Consider the following 22,836-nt stretch of genomic DNA (forward strand, 5'->3'; position numbering starts at 1 on the left):
GATGATTGTGCCGCGGCATCGGTCACTGGTGTTTTTTCGCGGCTACCGGTCTTGCTCGTTCAATTTTTCTCGGGGTGTTCAACCGTGTTGGGTCGGCATTGTTTTTACTCCTTCGGAACTCGGTGGTGGTGGAGTTTTTCGTTGTACTGCGGAAACGTTTGTAATTCTCGGAGTCGATGCTGCTGAGAATCACTGTCAGCGTAGGAAGGCGCGCTGACACGGCGCTGACACGGCGCTGACGCTGATGCCGCGCCGATGATGATTCGACTGGTTCGGTGCCTGCCGTGGTGAGGATGAGATTCGTGTGAAAACAGCGGGAATCACCGTTGCGAACGGAGCAGGATTCGGTGGGGATTTTCGTCCCGTTCTCTCCGGTGCCGATCAGGCACGTTCCGCGGATCTTGTGAGAAGTGTTCGGTGATGGTGGTCGATGTGGTGAGGTGATCGATGGTGCGTTGTCATGGCGAGCCTTCGTTGCCGTGGCCGTAGGGGCGAGACGACTGGAGGTGTAGTCATCCACCGCTGATCGACGTGGTCCTGTGGCGGTAAGGTACCGGCGCTTCGTAGCGCGGCCCGGCGAAACCGCATGGGCGTGGAAGCCGGCCCGTCAGCGAGGTCGGGTACTGAGCAAGGATTCCAGTGCCGTGCGCGCGCACCAGGATGCCGCCGGAAGTCCGGACGAAGGAGCAGGCACGGCGATCCGGTATCGAAGAACCGGTATCGAAGAAACAGCGGTGACAGCGACTTCTCGGGTGATCGCGAGGGGGAGCGACGAGCGAAGATCCGAGCGGCTGTCGATCAGGAGAAATTTCCGCTACGTGGTCGTGCTCTCCCCAGGTCAGGGTCAGTCCACGATTGCTCACACCGCCTTACGGGCAGGCAGCGGCGGTACTGATCACGGCGGTCTTCGAGCCGCTGTTCACCGACGAGGTGTATCAGTCTTCGGCGTCAGACAAGCACCGCGAACGCGCCGCACCCGCCACATCCCCCCGAACGATCCGACCGGAACGCGGGGTACGGAAACCTCACGACGGACGCCCCGGATCTCGGACGTCGAGTACCACGAGCATCGCGATGTCGCCGAACGCTGCTTCGGCAGGCCGACGTGACTCCGCGGCCCGGCCACCCGATACACCGGACACACCGTTCACCACCGCGCTGTCCCGTACTCGCCAGCGCCGTCCTCTGACGCCGATCACGAGAAAGGAGTCCGGCCGAGATCGGTGGATCTCACTGCCCCGTTCCGTCCGGGGACTCCGGTTCCTCCCGCTGCTCGACGCTGGCCAGGGCCCGGTCCACCCGTTGGCGGGCGCCCGCCAGATGCCGTTCGCACACGGCGACCAGCGCCTCGCCGCGTTCCCACAGCGCCAGGGAGTCCTCCAACGAGAGCCCGCCCGCTTCCAGCCGCTTCACCACTTCGGCCAGCTCGTCGCGGGCCCGCTCGTACCCGAACCCGGCGACGTCCGGGTGGTCGGTCTCGGGATCGATTCCGTGCTCGTCGGGGGCCGCGCCCGCACGTTCCTCGGGCCGTTCCGGTTCACTGCTGGTCACTGACTGGCTCTTTCCAAGTTCTGCTGTACCGACACCACGGCGGCGGCGATGGCCTGGTCGTAACCGACGAAGGCCTCGGCGAACTCCTCCCCGTCGCCCTCGCGCACCGCGTCGTTGATGCGCAGTTGCGCCGAGGCGACCCTACGCCGGTATCCGACTCCTCGCTCGGACCACCACCGGTCGCCCACATAGCGCGAGGTCGCCTCGGCCAGCGCGCTCAGCTGCGTCGGCAACGCGCGTCGTTCCGGAGGGTTGCAGCCGCCGAGCAACGCCGCCCAGCACCCCGTCGCCACCGTGTCCGCTTCCTCCGCCCGACTCCGGACCACGCGGGCGTCGCCCACGGCGCGGGTTCCGGGAGCCGTGGCCGCCGAGGTGGTCACGGCGATGGTGAGCGGGAGGAACGTGGGTTCTCGCCCGTGATTCAGCACCACAGCCTCCATGTGCGCTTCAACTGCCGGGAAACGCCGTCGTAGCCGGCCGCGCCGCACGGCCGACCGCACACGTGTCGTCCCGGCACGGGGACCGCCGGATTCGGCTCGCGAGCTATTCGTCCTCGGTCACGACGGCGTGAACGGAGCCGTCCTCCAGACGGATCCGCAGGGGCGTTCCGGGACGAACCTGCTCCGCCGAGCGCAGGACGGACGAATCCGTGGCGTCGGCGCGTTGCACGATCGCGTAGCCGCGAGCAAGCGTGGCTGCCGGACCCAGCGCCGTCAAGCGAGACCTCGTGGCGGCGAGCTCCTGCCGCTCTCCGGTGAGCACGGTCAGCACCGCGCGCCGGGAGCGCTGCCGCAACGCCTCCACCTCTTCGGCGCGACGCCGCAGCGGGCCGACCGGGTCCGCCAGCGAGGGCCTGCTGCGCAGCGAGTTCAGCAGACCCTGCTCCCGTTCCACCCAACCGCGAAGCGCCCGCCGCGCGCGGTCGGTGAGCTGTTCGATCCGCCGGATCTCCTCGGAGACGTCCGGCACCACCCGCTTGCCCGCACCGGTCGGTGTGGAGCTGCGCACATCCGCGACGTGGTCCAGCAGTGGTGAGTCCGGCTCGTGGCCTATCGCGCTCACCACGGGGGTGGTGCACGCGGCCACCGCGCGGCAGAGCGTCTCGTCCGAGAACGGCAGCAGGTCCTCCACGCTGCCACCGCCCCGGGCCAGGACGATCACCTCCACCTCGGGGTCCCGGTCCAGCTCGGAGAGCGCCTCCAGGATCTGGGGGACCGCGGTGGAGCCCTGCACGGCCACGTTGCGCACCTCGAAGTCCACGGCGGGCCAGCGCAGCCTGGCGTTGCTGATCACGTCGTGCTCGGCGGCCGAGCCGCGCCCGGTGATCAGCCCGACCCGCCCCGGAAGCAGCGGTGGGGAGCGCTTCAGGGCCGGATCGAACAGTCCTTCCGCCGCCAGCAGCTTGCGCAGCCGCTCGATGCGCGCCAGCAGTTCACCGACGCCCACCGAGCGGATCTCGTCAACCCGCAGGCTCAGGGTCCCCCTGCCCACGTAGAACGACGGCCTGCCGTGCACCACCACCCGACTGCCGTCGGTCAGCGGCGGGTCCATGCTCCGCAGCAGCGTGGTCGGGCAGGTCAGCGTCAGCGACACGTCGGCGGAGGGGTCGCGCAGCGTCAGGAACGCGGTGTTGGCCTTGGGGCGGGCCGAGATCTGGGTGAGTTGTCCCTCGACCCAGATGGTGCCCAACCGGTTGATCCACTCCGCTATCTTGCGGGAGACGGTGCGTACCGGCCAGGGATCCTCGGCGCTGGTGGCGGGGCTCAGCGGAATCTCTCCTCAATGCGGTCGGCCCGCGGAGAACGGTGTTCTCACCCGTCCGGGCTGGGCCGCTCGGGTGAGCGTCCTGGGACGGGTGCCGCTCCGGGGGCGGGGTGATTCGGGGGTCACGGCGGGCGGAGCCGCCGTGACCTCGGGGGCCCGTTCGTGAACGCTCACTCGTCCCGTTCGGCGGCGCGCACGTTGTTGAGCCGATTGAACAGCATCTGCAGGAAGTCCGGGCGTCGCGCGTGGGCGCGTTCGTGCTCCAGCAGCCGTACCAGATCGGACTCGGAGAGCCTCCGCAACTTCCCCCGCAGCTGCGGCAGCGTCATCTCCTCGTAGCCGGGGAGCAGGTCCGAGACGTCCTCGGGGGCCTCCTCGCCCGACCACTCCCGCCTGGCGGGTGGGTGAGCCACGAAGTGATCCCCTCCGCCGCGGTTCGTCCGTTCCCCGGCGGTGGCGCCGGCCTGCTCGTCCTCGTCGAATCTCGCCCACTCGGGGTGCTGCTCGGGCTGCTGGAAACCGGCGAGCAGGTCGTCGCCCTTGATCGCCAGTTCCGTGATGTGTTGTTGCACTCGCATGCTCAGCTGCAGCGCCTGACTGGTAACCGTGACAGGGAGGCCGATCAGGTGGTCGGGCAGCCTGCGGGTCTGCTCGACCGCCGTACCCGCCAGGCCCGCCGCAACCCGAATCGGCAAGGGGAACGATCGCATACCGTCAAGCTTGCCCCACCGATGTACCCGCCGTCACCACGTCCGGCGGTGGCGGCGGACACCGGTGCCGGAGCGCGCCCGTTCGGGTGCACCCCCGCGCGGCGGTCGCGGTGTTCGGATCACCGGGTTGCCCGGATCGGCTGATTGTCGTCAGCGGTGCTGGTTACTGACCGTTCCGCGCGGTATCCGTACCCTGTGCGGTATGAGCACCTCTCCGCAGGCTTCCGAGTCCGGACAGCGTACGACAGCCGCCGACTCCAACTCCTCGAACAAACGGGTTCTGCTGGCCAAACCGCGTGGTTACTGCGCGGGCGTCGATCGTGCCGTGGACACCGTGGAACGCGTGCTGGACAAGTACGGCGCACCTGTCTACGTGCGTAAGGAGATCGTGCACAACCAGCACGTGGTGCGGAACCTGCGCGAGCGGGGCGTCGTGTTCGTCGAGGACACCGAGGAGGTCCCCGAGGGGGCGCTGCTGGTGTTCTCCGCGCACGGTGTCTCCCCCGCCGTGCGCGAGGCCGCCGCGCGGCGCAACCTGCGCACCATAGACGCCACCTGTCCGCTGGTGACGAAGGTCCACAAGGAGGTCAACCGGTTCGCCAGGCAGGACTACGACATCCTGCTGATCGGCCACGAGGGCCACGAGGAGGTCGAGGGGACCTCGGGCGAGGCCCCGGAGAACGTTCAGCTGGTGGACAAGCCGGAGGATGTCGACAAGGTCGAGGTGCGCGACCCGTCGAGGGTGGTCTGGCTGTCCCAGACCACGCTGAGCGTGGACGAGACCATGGAGCGGGTGAACCAGCTGCAGGAGAAGTACCCCGAGATGCAGGCCCCGCCGAGCGACGACATCTGCTACGCCACCTCGAACCGCCAGGTCGCGGTCAAGGCGATGGCCGAGGAGTGCGACCTCGTGCTGGTGGTCGGTTCGCGGAACTCATCGAACTCCAAGCGGCTGGTCGAGGTGGCGCTGCAGGCGGGAGCGACCTCCTCCCACCTGATCGACTACGCCAGTGACATCGACGAGTCCTGGCTGGAGGGCGTCGAGACCGTCGGCGTCACCAGTGGCGCCTCGGTGCCCGACGTGCTGGTCTTCCAGGTACTGGACTACCTGAGCGAGCGCGGGTGGGGTGACGTCGAGGAGGTCACCACCGCCAACGAGAAGGTCTCGTTCGCGCTGCCGAGGGAGCTGCGCAAGGACCTCGACGAGAATCCCGACAGCCCGCAGGGCGTGCGCTGAGGCCCTACCGGTGAGCGATCCCCGCGTGCCGTCGTGGAAGCGGCTGGACCGTCGGGTGGAGTCGCGGTGGCCGGGCGGGAGCTCCGAGCTGTCGCCGACGGGCGAGTGGCAGGTGCGGGAACGACCGCTTCAGCTCTCGTCGCGGCGGGGGCGGCGCGGACGGCCCGGAGGCTCGGTGCGCCCGCGCCGCTGCCCGGACCTGTCCGGGGACTCGCCCTGCCGAGGTGAGCGTTTCGCGTTCCCCCGTCCCGGCGGACCCGGACTCCTGCCCTGGCTCGGGGAGGGGCGCTCCGCCGGGCTCTCCCCGGCGGAACCGCGACCCGGCGACCGCTCGTCCCGAGCGTCCGAGGAGCTACTGGAGCGCCCGCCGCGGCCCCGCTCCTCGGCGCTGCCGGGGCGTTCCCGAGAGACTTCGGACCGTGTTCTCGGTCCGGAGCCACGCTCGGCCGCTGCCCCGCGCCGCGCGGGCGGTTCCGACGAGCTTTCCGAGTGTCCGGTGCGCCCTCCGGGGCGTCGTTGCCGCGGCCGGTCCGGACGGTCGTCCGCCGTGGAGTCCGTGGCGGGCCGGCTTCCCCGGCGGGGGGAGGAGTCGGAGGCGCGTATCGAACCGCCGGTCTCGCGCTCGCTGCGTTCCTCCTGGGGAGTTGCCGCTTCCGCCGCCTCCCCGCGCCGTTTGAGGGGCTGCAGCACGAACGCCCGCAGCAGTCCCCCCGCCAGCACCAGCGCGGTGGCCGAGGCCATGGCCGGAAAACTGTTGATCAGTGGCGTGGCCAGGGAAAGCATGATCTGCCGTTGGTTGTCCCCCGCGTCGAAACCGATCCCCATGGCCAGCACGAGGCAGGGAACGACTATCGCCACGATCAGCGGCGGCTGCACCATCGGTCCGAACAGGCTGCCGCGCCGGACCAGCATGACCGCGAGCAGGGTGCTCACGAGGTAGCCCGACGTGAACACGACACCGGGTCCCGACCAGACCAGGATGTCGATCACGGCACACACGGTGGCCACCACCAGTGGAAGCAGGAAGGCCCCCCACCACGGGATGCCGCGGGTGGTCCCGAAAGCCGACCGTTGGGACAGGTGTCCGGAACGGCTTCCGGAGCTGTGGATGCTGCGCTCGGATGTCGCGGTCACGGTTGTCACCGTAACGGTCTAGTGCGGTCGGAACGACACGTCCACTGTTACCGGGCCCACGTCGTTCGGAGTGAAGCGTCCTCCGCCGTCGGCGGGAGCAACGCCGTGACCTGTCCGTTATCACCACCGATTCGTGTGAGAGCGACGGGTGAAGCGCGCGGAACCCGGTCACATCGTGTGATGCTTGACACAATACGGGGGAGCGTGCGGGGTAGAGCGATCGTTTGCCTCCTCGCGATCCACATGAGGGGGGACGTCATGGACGCCGCGCCACCGCTGGTGGAGCTACGGGGGATCACGAAACGGTTCGGTGGCGTGTTGGCCTGTTCGGACGTGAACCTGACCGTGCGGGCCGGTGAGGTGCACGCGCTGCTGGGGGAGAACGGCGCGGGCAAATCGACCCTCATGCGGGTGCTGTCCGGCGACGTCACCGACCACTCGGGTGAGATCCGCGTCCGCGGGGAACCGGTCGCGTTCCGCAAACCGCTGGACGCCCAGCGTGCCGGGATCGCCATGATCCAGCAGGAGCTGGATCTGGTCCCGGCCCTGTCGGTAGCCGAGAACCTCCACCTCGGACGCGAACCACGCACCGCGCGCGGCACTGTGGACCGGCGCCGGATGAACGCCCGGACCCGCGAGCTGCTCCGACACATCGGGGTGGACCTCGATCCGCGCCGTCAGGTGGGGCTGCTCCGCATCGGGGAGCAGCAGCTCGTGACCGTGGCCCGCGCCCTCGCGCTGCGGGCCAGGGTGCTGATCATGGACGAGCCGACCTCGGCGCTGTCCGGGACCGAGGTCGACAGGCTGTTCTCCGTGATCTCCGAACTGCGCGGCGCCGGGACCGGAGTCGTCTACATATCGCACCGGATGGACGAGATCGGCGAGGTGGCCGACCGCGCCACCGTGCTGCGCAACGGCGGTGTGGCCGCCGAGTTCGACGCCCGCAGCGTCACCGCCGAACAGGCGGCCGCCGCCATGGTCGGCGAGGAGGTCGATACGACGAGCGCGCGGCGGCACCGGCCCCCTGGTGAGGAACTGCTCTCGGTCTCCGGTCTGGGGCTGCGATCGGGGGGATGTGACGACGGCAGACGGGAGCCCGCCGGGATCGATCTGTCCGTGCGCGGGGGAGAGGTGGTGGGGCTGTGCGGCCTGCTGGGCTCGGGGCGCACCGAGCTGCTCGAAGCGCTGTTCGGCAGCGGGCCGAGCGCCCGGTGGTACGGACAGGTGCGGTTGAACGGTCGTGCGTACTGCCCGCGAAGCCCCGGGGAGGCGCTTCGCGCGGGGGTCGCGTTCGTTCCGGAGGACCGGAGGGGCAGCGGACTGACCCCGGAGCACTCCGTGACCGCCAACACGGTGCTGTCCGTGCTGCCCCGGCTCGGCCCGCTCGGGCTGGTCTCCCGGCGGAGGGAGCGCTCGGTGGCCCGGCGGAGCTCCCGACGCCTCGGCATCAAACTGGGCTCGATCGCCGATCCGGTGGGCACCTTGTCCGGTGGCAACCAGCAGAAGGTCGTCTTCGGGCGGATGCTGCTCACCGAGCCCCGGCTGCTGTTGCTGGACGATCCGACCAGGGGGGTGGACATAGCCGCCAAGGCCGAGCTCTACCGGCTGTTGGACGAGGTGGCCGAACAGGGCATCGGGGTGCTGCTGGCCTCCTCGGAACTGGCCGAGCTCGTCGGCGTGTGCTCCAGGATCGTGGTTCTGCGGGGCGGTGCGTCCGTGGCCGAGTTCGACGCTTCGCGGACCACCCAGGCCGAACTGCTGACGGCCGCGATGGGAAGTGACCCCGACCAGCGGGACTCGCCGACCACTTCCGTCGGAGGTGGGAGATGAGCTCGCGCACCACCGACGACGACCCGGCCGGGGACGGAAGCGCCCCCACGGGCTCCCCTCCCGCCGGTTCCGCGCCCCCGGCGGGCACCGGTCGAAGCGGTGAGCGGTTCGGCGGCCTGGACACCCTGCTGCGGTTCCAGAGCTTCTTCGGGCTCGTCCTCGTCTTCCTGGCCTCGGTGGTGTTCTCCCCGCGCGGGGACCACGGTGAGATCATCTTTCTCACCAGCGAGAACCTGTTCAACCTGGTGCGGGCGATCTCCGAGATAGGGATCATCGCGATCGGGTTGACCTTCGTGATCCTCATCGGCGGGATAGACCTGTCGGTGGGCTCACTGCTCGGGTTGGCCGCGGTGGGCTCGGCCGTGCTGCTGACCGCCGACGACTACGGGGTGCTCGCCGCGATCGCGGTGGTGCTGCTCGCGGGGCTGGTGTTCGGCCTGCTGCAGGGACTGGCGGTGGCCCTGCTGCGGGTGCAGGCCTTCATAGTCACGCTCGCCGGGTTGCAGATGGCCAGGGGGCTGGCTCGGCTGTGGTCCGGCGGCGAGACCGTGCCGATCATCTACGGCTCCGGGCCGGGCGAGGCTCCGCTGGCGTTCTCGCTGCTGGGGGAGCGGACCTTCAACGGGATCGTCCCCGTGCCCGCGCTGATGTTCGCGGTGCTGGCCGTGGTGGCGGTGGCGTTCCTGCGGGGAAGCGCCTTCTCCCGGCACCTCTACGCCGTCGGGGGGAACGAGAAGGCCGCCAGGTTATCGGGCGTCCCGGTCAACAGGGTCAAGGTCGTGGCGTTCGGTGTGTGCGGGCTGTGCGCGGCGCTGGCGGGCATCGTGCACGCCGGCCAGCTCAACACCGGCAGCCCCAACGCCGGGATCTCCTACGAACTGGACGGTATCGCCGCCGTGGTCGTCGGTGGGACAAGCCTCGCGGGCGGCCGCGGGTCCATGGTGGGCACGATCGCCGGTGCGCTGCTGCTGGGGGTGCTCAACAACATTCTCGCGCTCAACACCGTGGACACCGACCTGCAGCTGATCATCAAGGGGCTCGTGATCGTCGCGGCCGCCGCGCTGCAACGGCTGCGGCCGAACCGGTAGCGGGAGGGGAAGACCGGATGCGATTCCAGGCGAGATCGACGTTGGCGGCGGTTTGTGCCGTCGCGCTGCTGGGCACCGGCTGCGGAACCACGAGCATCAACGCGGGCTCGGCGGGTGGGCCGGACCCCGAGGAAATCTGCGAGGGACCCACCGAGGACTACACCATCGGCGTCAGCCAGGCCAACGTGGCCGAGCCCTACCGGGTGCGGATGAACACCGACATCCGGCGCGCGGCCGCCGAGGTCGAGCAGTTCGACGAGGTGCAGTTCCTCGACGCCGCGCAGGACAACTCCAGACAGGTCAGTCAGATCCGGACGCTGATCACCAAACAGGTGGACCTGCTGATCGTCAGCCCGAACGAGGCTGCCCCGCTGACCGGCGTGGTCAGCAGGGCCTACAACAGCGGTATCCCGGTGGTCGTGCTGGACCGTGAGATCAACGGTGATTCCTACAGCACGTTCATCGGCGCCGACAACGAGAAGATCGGCCGTAAGGCGGGCGAGCATTTCGCCGATCGGCTGCTCCCGGACGGCGGGAAGGTCGTCGAACTGCGCGGCCTGTCGGGGTCCACGCCCGCCGCCGAACGGGGCAAGGGGTTCCGTGCCGGTATCCGCGGCTCGGGGATCGAGATCATCGCCTCGGCGGACGGACAGTGGCTGCGTGCCGAGGCACAGTCCAAGATGGACGCGATACTCAAGGCGCATCCCCGCGTCGACGCGGTCTACGGGCACAACGACCCCATGGCCGAGGGGGCTCATCTGGCCGCCCGGTCGGCGGGCCGGGCCTCCGGGACGGAGTTCGTGGGCATCGACGGACTGCCGATCCCCTCGGGCGGCATCAAGGCCGTACAGCGGGGGAGGCTCTCGGCGACCTTCGTCTACCCCACCGGTGGCGAGGAGGCGATCACCGCCGCCAAGAAGATGTTGATCGACTGCGAACCGGTCCCCGCCAAGCAGACCCTGCCCACTCGGCTCGTCACCCCGGAGAACGCCGCGAAGGTCTACCGGAGGCTGAACTCGCGGTGACTCGTCGTCGAGCGGGGCGTTGTCGGTTCGGTTCTCCGTCGCGCCCGGTTGGCGGTGCTTCCCGCGGCCTCGTGAGCGACCAGGCCCGGAATCGGGCAGGCGCTCACGCCACGTCGGGTCTCGCGCGCGGGAGCACCACGGGAGAACCGGTGAGTGCGGTGGGTGGTTCTGGCCAGGGCAGACAGGATCTTGGCTGGTGAGGCCGGGACGACCCGGGAGAATCACGGTGGTGCCGGTGGCGTGCCCGGGCGTTTCGGCGCTCATCGCCGAGGACCGGCGTCGGACACCACCTCTGGGTGGGCATCCCGCCCCGGCGAATCGCTACCGGGCACCGCCACCGGTGGAGGTGCTCCTCCGGGCGACGGGGAAGCCGAAACCGCTTCTGGTCACTGCCTCTCCGACCGGCTGATTCCCCCGGACGAACGACGTGGATATCGGTGCGAAACCGGCGATCCTAGTACGAAAATCCCCGGGAAGCGGATCGACCCCGGTGCGCCCGCGCGCGTCGTGGTCGCACGTTCCTACCCGGGAGGCGAGCACGATGGCGAGGACAGCGGGCACCGCGAGACCCACCGGATCCGCCGCGGGCGGACAGGCTCGTCGTGCTCTCGCGGTGTTCGTGCTGGTCCTCGGTACCGTCCTCGCCACGACCACGGCCGACGGCTCCCGTGAGCCGGCCAGTGCCGAACCGGGTGGCACCGGCACCGGCGGCGGGGAACGCACGGTGGGCTGGGAAACCTACCGGGAACTGGATGAGCTGGGTGCTTCCCGGCGCGGTGGGAACAGTCGGCAGTTCTCCAGCTTCGCCAGGAGCGGGAGCAACGACGACGGTTTCAACGGGACCTACTCGTGCCTGCGCACCACGCCGGGCGGCTGCGTCGTCGCCGAAGACACCGGAGCCGGTGAGGTGACCTCCGTCTGGTTCACCCGCGACCCCTGGGGCGATGTCACCGCCACCGGTGACATCCGCGTCGAACTGGACGGTCGGACCGTGCTCGACGCCCCGCTGGCCGACGTCGTCGCCGGCGAACTCGGGGCACCGTTCGTCTGGCCCCTGGTCGGCGACGCGCGCGACACCTCGGGTGGGGTGGTGATCAAGGTGCCCATGCCCTACCGGGAGTCCATGCGGATCACGGTGGACGAGAATCCGTACTTCTACCACGTCAGCTACCGCTCGTTTGCCGACGCGGACGGGGTCACCACCTTCGACCCGCACGACCCGGCCCGGGACGTGGTCCGGCGGCTGCGCCGGTTCGGCGTGGCCGACCCCAAACCGGACGCGCCCACCGTCGCGCAACGACGTTCCCGCTTCTCGTTGCGCCCCGGCGAGTCCGCCGCACTGGAGCCGATCCAGGGACCGGCGATGATCGGTGAACTGCGGCTCAAACTCCCCGGGGTCACGGCCGCTCCGAGGGTCATCGACGACGGGCGCGCTTTCGGGGCGGGCGGTTCCAGCTCGTTCGATGCCCGCATCGCACCGGACAACGAGGGGGTCCGGATAACCCGCCGCTACGACGCGAACGTGGGCGGTCAGGTGGCTCGGCTACTGGTGGACGGCGAGGCCGTCGGGACCTGGCGCAGCGGTGCGGCCAGACCGGGCGAGTGGGGGCGCGAGCGGATCAGGGTTCCCGCCTCGCTCACGCGGGGCAGGAGCCGGGTTCGCGTCACCAACGAGTTCCTGGCCGCCGAGGTGGACGTCAACGAGTTCCGCTACGAGGTCCACAGCAGAGTGGACGGCGACTGGGTCCGCACCGACGTGCTCGACCTCGGCCCGGCTCACCCCGGTGAGGAGTCGGCGCACGACTACCGCATCGACGACCAGGTGTTCGAGCGCCGCAAGCTGGTGGCAGACCTGCCGCACGAGCGCGGCACGGTGGAGAGGTCCGACTCGGTGCTGCGCGACACGCGGTTGCGGATCACGTTCGACGGCCGTACCACCGTCGACGCCCCCGTCGGGGAGTTCTTCGGTTCCGGGCTCGGCGAGTACGACGTGCGCAGGCTGCTGAGCTCGATCGACGCCGGGGACGGCTGGTACACCTCGTGGTGGCCCATGCCCTTCGGGGAGCGTGCCGAGGTGGAACTGGTCAACGAGGGATCGGTGCCCGTCCGCCGGGCGGTGCTGGAGGTCTCCGCCGTGCCGTCCGACGGGGTCGGGCCGGGGAGCGGTTCGGACTACTTCCACGCCACGCACCGTCAAGGGCTCACCGAACCCGGTGAGGACTGGAAGTTCCTGTCCACCTCGGGGAGTGGGACGTTCTACGGCGTGACGCACACCATGCGGGGCAGGATCCCTCCCGGCGTCCCGCGCTCGGCGGAACAGCCGCGTTCGCTGGCATCGCCCCGGGCCAACCAGCGCAACTACCTGGAGGGCGACGAGCGGTTCTACGTGGACGGTTCAGCCAGCCCCGCCTGGTACGGAACCGGAACGGAGGACTTCTACGAGTCGGGCTGGTACTTCCGGGGCGGCACGACCTTCGCCATGCCGTTGGCGGGCAACCCGGCCTACGAGTACGCGGGGGACGGCTGCCGCTACGACTGCACCGGCGCCTACCGGCTGCTCCTGTCGGACGCCGTTCCGTTCGACAGCGAGCTGGTCGCCGGTATCGAGCACGGCCCGGCCAACAACGAACCCGCCCACTACAGCTCCACGGCCTACTGGTACGGCAGTCCGTTGCCACGGATGCGGAGCACCGACCGGGTCGACCTCGGCGAGCCGTTCAGCAGGGCGGCCCACGACTACCACGCGGTCGGTGAATCCCGGCGGGAGCTGACCGCCACCTTCGAGGGAGGGCGGGACGCCGGGCCGTACCGGCACACCACCACTTCCACCACCGGCGAGATCGGGTTCCGGGTGAGCGTCGATCCGAACAACTCCGGGGTGCGGCTGCGCAGGCTCTCCGACCAGGCGGCGAGCCATCAGGCGGTGCGCGTGCGGGTCAACGGTCGAGAAGTCGGCATCTGGTCGCAGCCGCTGGGCAACCGCAGCCACCGCTGGCTGGAGGACGGTTTCGACATCCCGGCCGAGTTCACGCGAGGGAGGAGTTCGCTTCGGGTGCGGCTGTCGCCGGTGGAGGGGGCGCCGCCCTGGTCGGCGGTGCGGTACACGGCGTTCTCCTACACGGGCGGGAGGTAGCGTCCGTGGCGCCCACGGGTGGTTCCGCCTCCGGGGCTTCCCCGCCGGGGGCTTCCTGACGCGGTCGTGGGGAGCTGCTGCCGCGTTCGACCAGGTGGGCGGACAGGGTGGTGGTCGCTTCGAGCCGTTCGCCGCCGATGCTCCCCAGCAGCAGTTGCGTTCCCACCGTCCCCGTGTCGTGGACGGGCTGGGCCACCACCGACAGCGGCGGGTCCAGCGGCTTGGCTCAGGGGCGTCGTCGGAGTTGCACAGCACCATCGAGTACCCTGCGGCGTGGGCCACGTCCTCCACACCGCGCGAGATCGCGGTGAAGAACGGGTTCTCCACATCGGAGATGATCGGCGCCGGCACCGTGGTTTCCTGTCTTCGCAGGTCGCGGGCCGGGGCCGTTCGGCCGGTAGTCGAGTTCCGCCGCGGCGGCCACCACACGCGCCACCAGCTCCGAGTCCACCGTGCCCTTGCCGTTCAGCGCTCTCGACACCGTCGCCGTGGACACACCCGCCCGATCGGCCAGCTCGTTGATTCCGGCCGAAGTCGCCCCTTCTCACCCGCGAGCCGCATTGACACCAGTCAGGCACGAGAATAACTTTTCGGAAAACGATTACCCGATTGTTTCGACACGTTCGACAGGCGACAGTGCGCCGCAGCGATTTCCTGCGGGGCGGCCGGAGTTCGGGGGTTTCCGTGGCTCGTATCGGTGTGCTCGGTATTTCGGACGGCCGGGAACACGTGCACGAACGCAATTCGGATTTCATCCGGAAAAAGCAGAATCTTCTCGTGGAATCGCTGCGCGGAGCGGGTCACGAGGTCGTCGAGGGCGGCGAACCGGTGGCATCCAACACCTCGGCCACCGCGCAGGCGCGACGACTCGCCGCGTCCGGTGTGGACGCCACCGTGCTCTACTACGCCGTCTGGGCCTTCCCGCACTTCACCATGCTCGCCGCGGACGCGCTGGACACTCCGCTCGTGCTGGCCGCCAGCACCGATCCGACCGAGCCCGGCCTGGTGGGCATGCTGGCGGCGGGCGGCGCCCTCGACCAGATCGGACGCGGGCACACCCGGACCTGGGGCGCCCCCGACGACCCCGAGCTGCTGGCCGACATCGGCGCACGGGCCACCGCCGCCGCTGCCGCCTCGGGACTGCGCGGGTGCACCTTCGGCCGCTTCGGCGGCCGCCCCATGGGCATGAACACGGCCGTGGCCAACACCGACCAGTGGCAGCGCTCGTTCGGCATCGACGTGGAGGAGATCGACCAGTACGAACTGGTGCTGCGCGCCGAACGCGCCGACACCGGCGAGGTGCGCGAGGCGCGGGAGTGGTTCGAGCAGTACGCGGCCGAGGTGCGCTACGACGGCGACAAGCTCACCCCGGAACTGCTGGAACGCCAGATCGCCTCCTACCTGGCGGTGCGCGAGGTCATCGCCGAGCGGGGGCTGGACTTCTCCGGGATCAAGGCGCAACCGGAGCTGACCGAGAACTTCGCGACCATGGACATCACCGAGGCGCTGCTCAACGACCCATACGACTGGAACGGGCCGAAGCGGCCCCACGTCTGCGCCACCGAGGCCGACATGGACGGCGCGCTGACCATGAAACTGCTCTCCGACGTCGCGGGGACTCCGGCGCTGTTCGCCGACGTGCGTCACTACCACCCCGACCGCGACGTGTGGGACCTGTGCAACTCCGGGCAGCACGCCACCTGGTTCGCCGCGCGCAGCGACGATCCCGCCGTGAACCTCTCCCGCGTGCGGCTGTGCCCCGAGGTGTTCTTCTTCCCGGCGGGCGGTGCTTCGGTGCGGCACATCGCCGCCCCCGGCGAGATGACACTGGCCAGGCTGACGCGTCGGGACGGTCACTACCGCATGCAACTGGTGCTCGGTGAGTTCCTCGACTTCGACGACACCACCACCGAGGAGCTCGTCCGGTGCTCCACCCCGGAGTGGCCGCACGCCTTCGCCCGGCTGGACGTCTCCCCCGATACGTTCCTGTCCCGCTTCGGCGCCAACCACATCCACGCGGTGCCGGGTGACCACCGCGCCGAGCTGCGCGCGGTGGCCGAACTGCTCGGTGTGGAGCTGGAGGAGTGGAGCCGGTGAGTTCTCCCGCTCGGTTCACGTAGCTGGATGAAGTGGCGGGATCTCTCGCCTGCCTCGTGAGCGGGTGCCTCCTGGGACCTCGAGTGGGTACCGACAAGGCTTCGACCGTCCTCTCGGGAGCGGACGGGAGACTCCGCGGCGGTGCCGACCGCAGGAGTGGTGGAGTCCGGGGCGCGGGGGTGGTGGAACTTCGATACCGCGACGTCGAGGGCGCGGCGATTTCGCGAGAAATCGAGGTCGAACACGGACGGGAACCCGGACAGCTTAGGGTCTGCCGTGGTTTCGCGACGGCTGCGGGAAGTGGGAGCGATGTCCGAAGAGGTACTGCTGGGGATCGACATCGGCACGTCCAGTTCCAAGGGGGTGCTGACCACCACCACCGGCGAGATCATCGCCAGGGCCGACCGCGCCCACCGCACGAGCTACCCGCTGCCGGGCAGGGTGGAGCACGACGCGGTGGCGGTGTGGTGGCGCGACTTCCGCGAGCTGGTCGCCGAGTTGCTGCCCGCCGCGGCGGGACGCCGGCTCGCCGGACTCGGGGTCAGCGGTATCGGCCCGGTGCTGCTGCCCGCCGACGAGACGGGGGAGCCGCTCCGCCCCGCGATCCTGTACGGAGTGGACACCAGGGCCACCGCCGAGATCGCCGAGCTGGAGGCCGAGCTCGGTGCCGAGAGGATTCTGCGGCACAGCGGCTCGGCGTTGAGCAGCCAGGCGGTGGGGCCCAAGATCCGCTGGTTGGCCAACCACGAGCCCGAGACCTACCGGCGCACCGCGAAGCTGCTGATGTGCGGTTCCTACCTGGTGCACCGGCTCACCGGTCGTTACGTGCTGGACCACCACTCGGCCAGCCAGTGCGACCCGATCTACGACCCCTACGGGCAGCGCTGGGCGCCGGAGTGGTCCCGCGCGGTCGCGCCCGGGCTCGAACTGCCCGAGCTGGCCTGGCCGACCGAGACGGCGGGGCGGGTCCACGCCGAGGCGGCCGTCGAGACCGGACTTCCCGAGGGGCTGCCGGTCACGGTGGGGACCGTGGATGCCTGGGCCGAGGCGTGCAGCGTCGGCGTCCGCGATCCGGGCGACGTGATGCTGATGTACGGCACCACCATGTTCTTCGTGCGGGTCGTGGAGCAGCTCCGGCCTCATCCCGCGCTGTGGGGCACGCGCGGCGTCCACCCGGACACTTACACCCAGGCCGCCGGGATGGCCACCTCCGGCGCGGTGACCGACTGGCTGCGCGGCCTGTTCGGCGGGGAGTTCTCCGAGCTGGTCGCCGCCGCCTCCGAGGTCCCCGCGGGCAGCCGGGGGCTGCTGCTGTTGCCCTACTTCGCCGGGGAGCGCACGCCCGTGTTCGACCCGGACGCGCGCGGCATGCTGTTCGGGCTGACCACCGAGCACGGGCGGGCCGAGATCTATCGCGCCGCCCTGGAGGGGATCGCCTACGGGGTGCGACACAACCTGGCGGAGATGAGCGGTGCCGAGTCCACCGAGGAGCGGATCGTGGCGGTGGGCGGTGGCACCACGGGTGGGCTGTGGACCCGGATCGTCTCCGACGTGACCGGTCGCCCGCAGTTGCTCCCCGCCGAAACGGTCGGTGCCTGCTACGGCGACGCGCTGCTGGCGGGGCTGGCCACCGGTACCGCCGTGGCTCCGAACGAGTGGAACCCGGTGGTCGATCGGGTCGAGCCGGACCCGACCAACACCGAGCGCTACGACGAGTTCTACCGGCACTACCGGCGGCTCTACGAGAGCACCGCCGACACCGCGCACTTCCTGGCACGGCAGCAGCGTCTCGCCACCGGCTGGTCGCGCTGAGCCCCGGAACGCCGTCGGTGGGGTTCCGGGGAGCGGAAGGCTCACACCGGGAGCTGCCCCGGTGGCCTCCGGAGCCCGGCGCGCCGTGGCTCGCGCGTTCGCTCATTCCCGCTCGGCGCCGCCCGCACCGTCCCTGGCGGCCACCCCGTCGAGAGGGTCGGGCCCCTCGGAGGGCTCGGGGCCGTTCTCGGAACCGACCATTCCTTCGGGGGTCCGGCGAACCTCGGCCAGCCCGGTGGTGTCGGCCAGCTCCGCCAGCGGCCCGACAGCCGCCCGGAACCGCTCCAGCGAGTCGAGCTCCCTGCGGCGCGCCGAGACGAACCGCTGCAGGTGGGTCCCGGAGAGGTTGACCGCCTCCACGGCCGACGCGGCGGCCCGCTGCGCCTCCACCGCCTGGGCTCGGATCCGCTCTATGTCGGCCGCGATGGTGCGTTCGGTCGCCGCGAACAGCGCGGCCGAGGCCAGCACCCCGAAACCGGTGGGCCCGCACAGGAACACGCGCCTGTCCAACAGCCACCCCAGCAGCGTCGGATCGCTGTCCAGGGCGGAGACCACGGCCGCGTCGGAGGGGACGAACATGATCGCGCCGTAGATGGCGTCCGCCCAGCGCTGATAGTCCCTGCCCGCCAGCTCCTTGGCCCGGGCGCGGATGTTGCGGGCGTGCACCCGCAGCGCCTCCTCGCGCTCATCGGGGTCGTCGGTCTCCATCGCCTCGGCCCACGCGGCGAAGCTGGCCTTGGCGTCCACCGGTACGCGTCTGTCGCCGCCCACGTGGAGCACCAGGTCCGGGCGGGCCGCACCCCCGCCGGCCAGGTCGGTCTGCTGGGTGAAGTGGACTCCCTCCCGCAGCCCCAGCGCCCTGGTGGTCCGCACCAGGCTCCGCTCGCCGAGCTCGCCCCGGCCGGTGCTGGAGGCGAAGGTCACCTCGTAGCGGCGCAGCGCGGCCTCGTTCCGCGAGGTGCGCTCCCGCTCCGCCTCCAGCATCCGCATCGCCTCGTCGGCCCGCCGTGCCGAGTCCTCCGCCCTGCGCGCGCTGTCCTCGTACAACCGCCAGATCACAAGCAGCGCCCCGGCGAACAGCAGCACCACCACGACCAGCAGGCCGACGATCACCGGTCCCACGAGCGCTCCTCACGTCGTTCGTCCGCTTCCGGGGAATCATCGCCGATGAGATCACTTCGTGTCCCGTACCGTCCGCGACACGCCGCCTCCGACGGGGTGATCGATCGGGTCCGGTGTGCCGATAGCGTGCGGCCATGCGTCTGCTGCACACCTCGGACTGGCACATCGGCCGTACGTTCCACGGCCACGACCTGCTCGACGACCAGCGGTGGGTGCTCTCCGAGTTGGCCGGGATCGTGCGTGCCGAGGGCGTGGACGTCGTGCTGGTTTCCGGCGACCTCTACGACCGTTCGGTTCCTTCCGGGGAGGCCGTGCAGACCTGCGTCGACGTCCTCGAGGAGATCCGGCGGGCAGGGGCGGAGCTCGTCGTCACGCCGGGCAACCACGACTCCCCGCAGCGGATCGGCGCGTTCTCCGGGTTCGCCGCCGCCGGTGGGCTGCATCTGCACACCAGGATCTCGACCCTGCACGAACCCACCGTGCTCTCCGACGAGCACGGGCCGGTGGTCTTCTACGGCCTTCCCTACCTCGAACCCGACCCGGCCCGGCAGGTGCTGCGGTCCAGCGCGGCGCCGGGCGCGGCGCCCGGCGCCGTCGAGCGCGGCCACCCTGCGGTGCTCGGCGAGGCGATGAACCGGGTGCGGGCCGAGCTGGGGGCGCGCGATCCCCTCCCCAGGTCGGTGGTGCTGGCCCACGCCTTCGTGACGGGTGGGGGCAGCAGCGACTCCGAGCGCGACATCAGCGTCGGCGGGGTGGACCAGGTACCGGCCGAGGTGTTCGAGGGGGTGGACTACGTGGCGCTGGGGCACCTGCACGGTTGCCAGCGGATCACCGAGCGGATCCGCTACTCGGGCAGCCCGATGGCCTACTCGTTCTCCGAGCGGCGGCAGCGCAAGTCGGCCTGGCTGGTCGAGCTGGACGCCGAGGGGCTGGCCGGGACGCGTCGGATCGAGCTGCCCGTGCCCAGGGAATTGGCCACACTGGAGGGCACGCTCGAACAGCTGCTGCACGCCCCCGAGTACGAGTACGCCACGGACCACTACGTCTCGGCCACCGTCACCGACGAGGTCCGGCCGATGGACGGGATGCGCCGGTTGCAGCAGCGATTCCCCAACGCCGTGCACATGGTGTGGGAACCCGCCGAGGGCGGGGCGCGCGCTCCGCTCCGCTATTCGGAGGCGGTGCGCGGTCGCGACGAGCGGCAGCTGCTGCGGGACTTCGTCTCCAACTGCCGGGGCCGGGAACCCTCCGACTCGGAGGGGGAACTGCTGGATAGGGCGCTGACCGAGGCGAACCTCGCGGAGGTGCGGCGATGAGGCTGCATCACCTGGAGCTGTCGGCCTTCGGGCCTTTCCGGGACCGGCAGCGGGTCGATTTCGACGAGCTCGGCGCGGACGGGTTGTTCCTGCTGCACGGCGACACCGGGGCGGGAAAGACCACGGTGCTCGACGCCGTCACCTTCGCGCTGTACGGCCACGTGCCGGGCGCCCGTGACCAGGCCAAGGCGCTGCGCTGCGACACAGCTCCGCCGGAGACGCCCACCTGGGTGGAGCTCGAGCTGACCGTGCAGGGCTGCCGGATGCGCGTGCGACGCAACCCGGAGTACGAGCGCCCCAAGAAGACCGGCAGCGGCACGACCAAGGAGAAGCCGAAGGCCTCGCTCACCTGGCTGAACGAGCCGCCGGCGGGCGAGCCCACCGAGGGGATCACCCGCCCCAACGACGTGGGCCCCACCGTGGAGCGACTGCTGGGACTGGACGTCCGGCAGTTCTGCCACGTCGCGCTGCTGCCGCAGGGCGACTTCGCCCGCTTCCTGCGCGCGGACGCCAAGGAGCGCGCCGATCTGCTGGAGAAGCTCTTCGACACCCGGCAGTTCTCGCGGATCGAGCAGTGGTTCACCGAGCTGCGCAGGAAGCGCGGGGACGAACTGGACGGCGCACGCCGGCACGGCGAGAAGCTGCTGGCTAGGTTCTGCCAGGTGGCGGGCGAGGAACCCGGCGAGGAGCAGGACCGCGCCGAGTGGCTGGACGGTCTGGAGCGAAGCTTCGCCCGGCAGTACGAGCGGGCCCGCGCCGAGCACGAACGGCTCAGTGGGCAGCGCCGGCGCGCCGACGAAGCGCTGGCGGCACAGCGCGAACTCGCCGACAGGGTGAGCAGGGTTCGCGCCGCCAGGGCGGAACTCGACGAACTCGACTCCCGGACGGAGGAGTACCGCGCCGCCGCCGCGGAACTCGACGCGGCACGGCGCGCCGAACCGGTGGACAACACCGCCGGGGAACTGGAGAGCGGCGTCGCCCGGTTGCGCGCGGCCGAACGGGAGCTGCACGACGCCCTCGCCGACTGCCCCGAGGCGGAGCCGGGTGAAGCGGAGGGGACCGACATCGAGACGCTGCGCGCCCGGTCGTCGCGCTACCGCGAGACGGCGGCCGTGCTGGCCGAACGGGTGGGGGAGGCCGAACAGCAGCGGCGGGACCGGGAGCGGATCGCGGAGCTGGACCGGTCCCTCGCCGCCGACCTCGCCACCGACGAGGACCTGGCGGAGCAGGAACGACGACTTCCCGAAGCCATCGAACAGGCCCTCACGGCGGTGCGGGAGGCCGAGCGGGCTCCCGAGCGGCTGGAAGTGGTGACCAGCCGGTGCGACGAACTGGATACCGCGTTGCGGGCCGCGGGCGAGCTGCCGGAGGCCGAGGCGCGCCTGGCCGCCGCGAGGGAGCGCGCACAGCGGGCGGTGGACGAACACCAGGCCGCGCGCGAACACCTGCAGGACGTGCGGGAGCGCAGGCTCGCGGGGATGGCGGCAGAACTCGCCACCCGATTGAGCGAGGGAGCCGCCTGCCCGGTGTGCGGTTCGCCTCGGCACCCGGAGCCAGCCGAGCCGCACGACTCCTCGGTCGGCGCCGAGGAGGAGCGCACGGCCCGCGAGGCCGAGGCCGAGTGCCAGCGTCGCCGGGACCGCGAACACGAGTACGTGGCGGAGGCGGAACGGGAGTGCGCCCGGCTCCGCGAACAGCTCGGCGACCGTGCCGAACACCAGCTTCGCGAGGAGTTCGACCGGCTCACGGCCGAACGCGAGGCGCTCGGCGAACTGGTCGAGCAGCAGCGCGCCCGGGCCGACCGGTTGGCCGAGTTGCGGGGACGCTCCGAGGAGCTCGGCAACAGGCGTGCCGAGCTCGACAGGCGGGTCAACGCCGCGCGCTCCACCCGTGACTCGCTCGCGGAGGCAGTGGAGGAGCGGCAGCAGCGGCTGAGTGAGGCGCGCGGCGGGTTCGACACGGTCGCCGCGCGCCGGGATCACCTGCTCGAACTGGCACGGCGCCTCGACCGGGCGGTCACCGCCCGAGGCGAGTACGACCGGGCTTCGGCCCACGAGACCGAGCGGCGCGAGGCGTTGGCGCGTGTGGCCACCGAGAACGGCTTCGAGACACCGGAGGCCGCGCTGCGGGCCCGGCGGGAGCGGTCCCGCCTCGACGAGCTCGCGGAGTGGCTGCGGGAGATGGACCGCCGGGACGCCGCGGCCAGGGCCACCCTTCGTGAGCTGCCGGACGTCTCACCCGACACCGAGGCGGACGTGGCCGGCGCGGCCGAGGCGGCCGAGCGGGCGCGGCGGCTGACCGACGAGGCGACCGGCGTGCTCGGTGACCTGGACAGGCGCAGTGCCCAGCTCGCGGAACTGGGACGGGAGCTGCGGCAGTCCTGGAAGGAGTTGGAACCCGCCGAGCGGGAGTTCGCCGAGCTCGACGCCCTGACCGACGTGATCAACGGGCAGGGCCAGAACGCCCGCAGGATGACGCTGCGCTCCTACGTGCTCGCCGCCCGCCTGGAGGAGGTGGCCGAGGCCGCCACGGTGAGGCTGCGGCACATGAGCGACGGACGCTACGCGTTCGTGCACTCCGACGAGCAGGGGGCGCACGGCAAACGCGGCGGGCTGGACCTGCGCGTGGTCGACGACTACTCGGGGCTGACCCGTTCCACCAGGACGCTGTCGGGCGGTGAGTCGTTCCTCGCCTCGCTGTCCCTGGCGCTCGGGCTCGCGGACGTGGTCAGCGCCGAAGCCGGTGGTGCGATGCTCGACACGTTGTTCATCGACGAGGGGTTCGGCACCCTCGACGGGGATACACTGGACCTGGTGATGGACGCGCTGGACGAGCTGCGCGCCGGCGGCCGCATGGTGGGACTGGTCTCGCACGTCGACGAACTGCGGCAGCGTGTTCCGATACGCCTGCGGGTGCGCAAGTCGCGCGGCGGTTCGTCACTGGCGATCGAGTCCTGAGTGCCCGTACCGAGGCTCCCGAACCGGCTGGGGGACCGAGCCGGAACGGGTATCGGTACG

At 70.7% G+C, this 22,836-nt stretch carries 16 protein-coding genes and 1 pseudogene; 9 read left to right on the top strand and 8 right to left on the bottom strand.

Annotated elements, in window-relative coordinates:
• Positions 1 to 22: 22 nt before the first annotated feature.
• The 5 genes from BLQ75_RS22955 to BLQ75_RS04415 form a co-directional block, all read right to left on the bottom strand.
• Positions 23 to 520: a hypothetical protein gene (locus tag BLQ75_RS22955; RefSeq protein ID WP_139182904.1), complete on the bottom strand. Its 498-nt coding sequence runs from the start codon at positions 518 to 520 to the stop codon at positions 23 to 25.
• Positions 521 to 1,230: 710 nt separating this feature from the next.
• Positions 1,231 to 1,551 carry an exodeoxyribonuclease VII small subunit gene (locus BLQ75_RS04395; protein WP_244515227.1) on the bottom strand — a complete coding sequence of 107 codons (321 nt, stop codon included), beginning with the start codon at positions 1,549 to 1,551 and terminating at the stop codon, positions 1,231 to 1,233.
• Entirely contained in the window at positions 1,548 to 1,979 is a 432-nt protein-coding gene (locus BLQ75_RS04400; protein WP_092598456.1) for a hypothetical protein, read from the bottom strand. The genes BLQ75_RS04395 and BLQ75_RS04400 overlap by 4 nt, the downstream gene beginning before the upstream one ends.
• Before the next feature lie 115 nt (positions 1,980 to 2,094).
• Positions 2,095 to 3,318 carry an exodeoxyribonuclease VII large subunit gene (gene xseA / locus BLQ75_RS04405; RefSeq protein ID WP_092598069.1) on the bottom strand — a complete coding sequence of 408 codons (1,224 nt, stop codon included), beginning with the start codon at positions 3,316 to 3,318 and terminating at the stop codon, positions 2,095 to 2,097.
• 167 nt (positions 3,319 to 3,485) lie between these two features.
• Positions 3,486 to 4,025, bottom strand: coding sequence for a lipid droplet-associated protein (locus BLQ75_RS04415; RefSeq protein ID WP_092598074.1), 540 nt, complete (start codon positions 4,023 to 4,025; stop codon positions 3,486 to 3,488).
• A gap of 202 nt (positions 4,026 to 4,227) precedes the next feature.
• Here BLQ75_RS04415 and BLQ75_RS04420 point away from each other — a divergent pair, with 202 nt between their 5' ends.
• Positions 4,228 to 5,262 carry a 4-hydroxy-3-methylbut-2-enyl diphosphate reductase gene (locus BLQ75_RS04420; protein ID WP_092598077.1) on the top strand — a complete coding sequence of 345 codons (1,035 nt, stop codon included), beginning with the start codon at positions 4,228 to 4,230 and terminating at the stop codon, positions 5,260 to 5,262.
• 129 nt (positions 5,263 to 5,391) lie between these two features.
• On the opposite strand, the gene BLQ75_RS04425 is transcribed toward BLQ75_RS04420, so the two are convergent.
• On the bottom strand, positions 5,392 to 6,396 hold the full coding sequence (locus BLQ75_RS04425) for a DUF6542 domain-containing protein (protein ID WP_092598080.1): 1,005 nt from the start codon (positions 6,394 to 6,396) through the stop codon (positions 5,392 to 5,394).
• Between the two features lie 258 nt (positions 6,397 to 6,654).
• Between BLQ75_RS04425 and BLQ75_RS04430 the strand changes: the two genes are divergently transcribed.
• The 4 genes from BLQ75_RS04430 to BLQ75_RS04445 all read left to right on the top strand — a co-directional run bounded on the left by BLQ75_RS04430 (position 6,655) and on the right by BLQ75_RS04445 (position 13,472).
• Positions 6,655 to 8,226 (top strand): sugar ABC transporter ATP-binding protein, encoded by a 1,572-nt coding sequence (locus BLQ75_RS04430; protein WP_092598458.1) that lies wholly within the window; start codon positions 6,655 to 6,657, stop codon positions 8,224 to 8,226.
• Positions 8,223 to 9,314 (top strand): ABC transporter permease, encoded by a 1,092-nt coding sequence (locus BLQ75_RS04435; protein WP_092598083.1) that lies wholly within the window; start codon positions 8,223 to 8,225, stop codon positions 9,312 to 9,314. The genes BLQ75_RS04430 and BLQ75_RS04435 overlap by 4 nt, the downstream gene beginning before the upstream one ends.
• A 17-nt stretch (positions 9,315 to 9,331) precedes the next feature.
• The gene (locus BLQ75_RS04440; RefSeq protein WP_092598086.1) at positions 9,332 to 10,339 is read left to right on the top strand and encodes a substrate-binding domain-containing protein; all 1,008 of its coding nucleotides are present in this window, start codon (positions 9,332 to 9,334) and stop codon (positions 10,337 to 10,339) included.
• 541 nt (positions 10,340 to 10,880) lie between these two features.
• Positions 10,881 to 13,472, top strand: a complete 2,592-nt coding sequence (locus BLQ75_RS04445) for a glycoside hydrolase family 172 protein (protein WP_092598089.1) — start codon at positions 10,881 to 10,883, stop codon at positions 13,470 to 13,472.
• A 216-nt stretch (positions 13,473 to 13,688) separates the two neighbouring features.
• Here the strand turns inward: BLQ75_RS04445 and BLQ75_RS23745 are convergent.
• A pseudogene (locus BLQ75_RS23745) lies at positions 13,689 to 13,995 on the bottom strand (LacI family DNA-binding transcriptional regulator); the annotation flags it as partial.
• A 161-nt stretch (positions 13,996 to 14,156) separates the two neighbouring features.
• Here BLQ75_RS23745 and BLQ75_RS04455 point away from each other — a divergent pair.
• A complete protein-coding gene (locus BLQ75_RS04455; protein WP_092598092.1) occupies positions 14,157 to 15,569 on the top strand; it encodes an L-fucose/L-arabinose isomerase family protein in 1,413 nt (470 codons plus the stop codon).
• Positions 15,570 to 15,878: 309 nt separating this feature from the next.
• On the top strand, positions 15,879 to 17,381 hold the full coding sequence (locus BLQ75_RS04460) for an FGGY-family carbohydrate kinase (RefSeq protein ID WP_092598095.1): 1,503 nt from the start codon (positions 15,879 to 15,881) through the stop codon (positions 17,379 to 17,381).
• A 102-nt stretch (positions 17,382 to 17,483) separates the two neighbouring features.
• Here BLQ75_RS04460 and BLQ75_RS04465 read toward each other — a convergent pair whose 3' ends face one another.
• Complete coding sequence (locus tag BLQ75_RS04465; RefSeq protein ID WP_092598098.1) at positions 17,484 to 18,503, bottom strand: DNA recombination protein RmuC; 1,020 nt, start codon at positions 18,501 to 18,503, stop codon at positions 17,484 to 17,486.
• A 134-nt stretch (positions 18,504 to 18,637) separates the two neighbouring features.
• Between BLQ75_RS04465 and BLQ75_RS04470 the strand changes: the two genes are divergently transcribed.
• Complete coding sequence (locus BLQ75_RS04470) at positions 18,638 to 19,819, top strand: exonuclease SbcCD subunit D (protein ID WP_092598100.1); 1,182 nt, start codon at positions 18,638 to 18,640, stop codon at positions 19,817 to 19,819.
• Positions 19,816 to 22,776: an AAA family ATPase gene (locus BLQ75_RS24415; protein ID WP_092598103.1), complete on the top strand. Its 2,961-nt coding sequence runs from the start codon at positions 19,816 to 19,818 to the stop codon at positions 22,774 to 22,776. The genes BLQ75_RS04470 and BLQ75_RS24415 overlap by 4 nt, the downstream gene beginning before the upstream one ends.
• Positions 22,777 to 22,836 lie beyond the last annotated feature (60 nt).

It is taken from the genome of Actinopolyspora xinjiangensis (assembly GCF_900104475.1).
Taxonomy (GTDB): Bacteria; Actinomycetota; Actinomycetes; order Mycobacteriales; family Pseudonocardiaceae; genus Actinopolyspora; species Actinopolyspora xinjiangensis.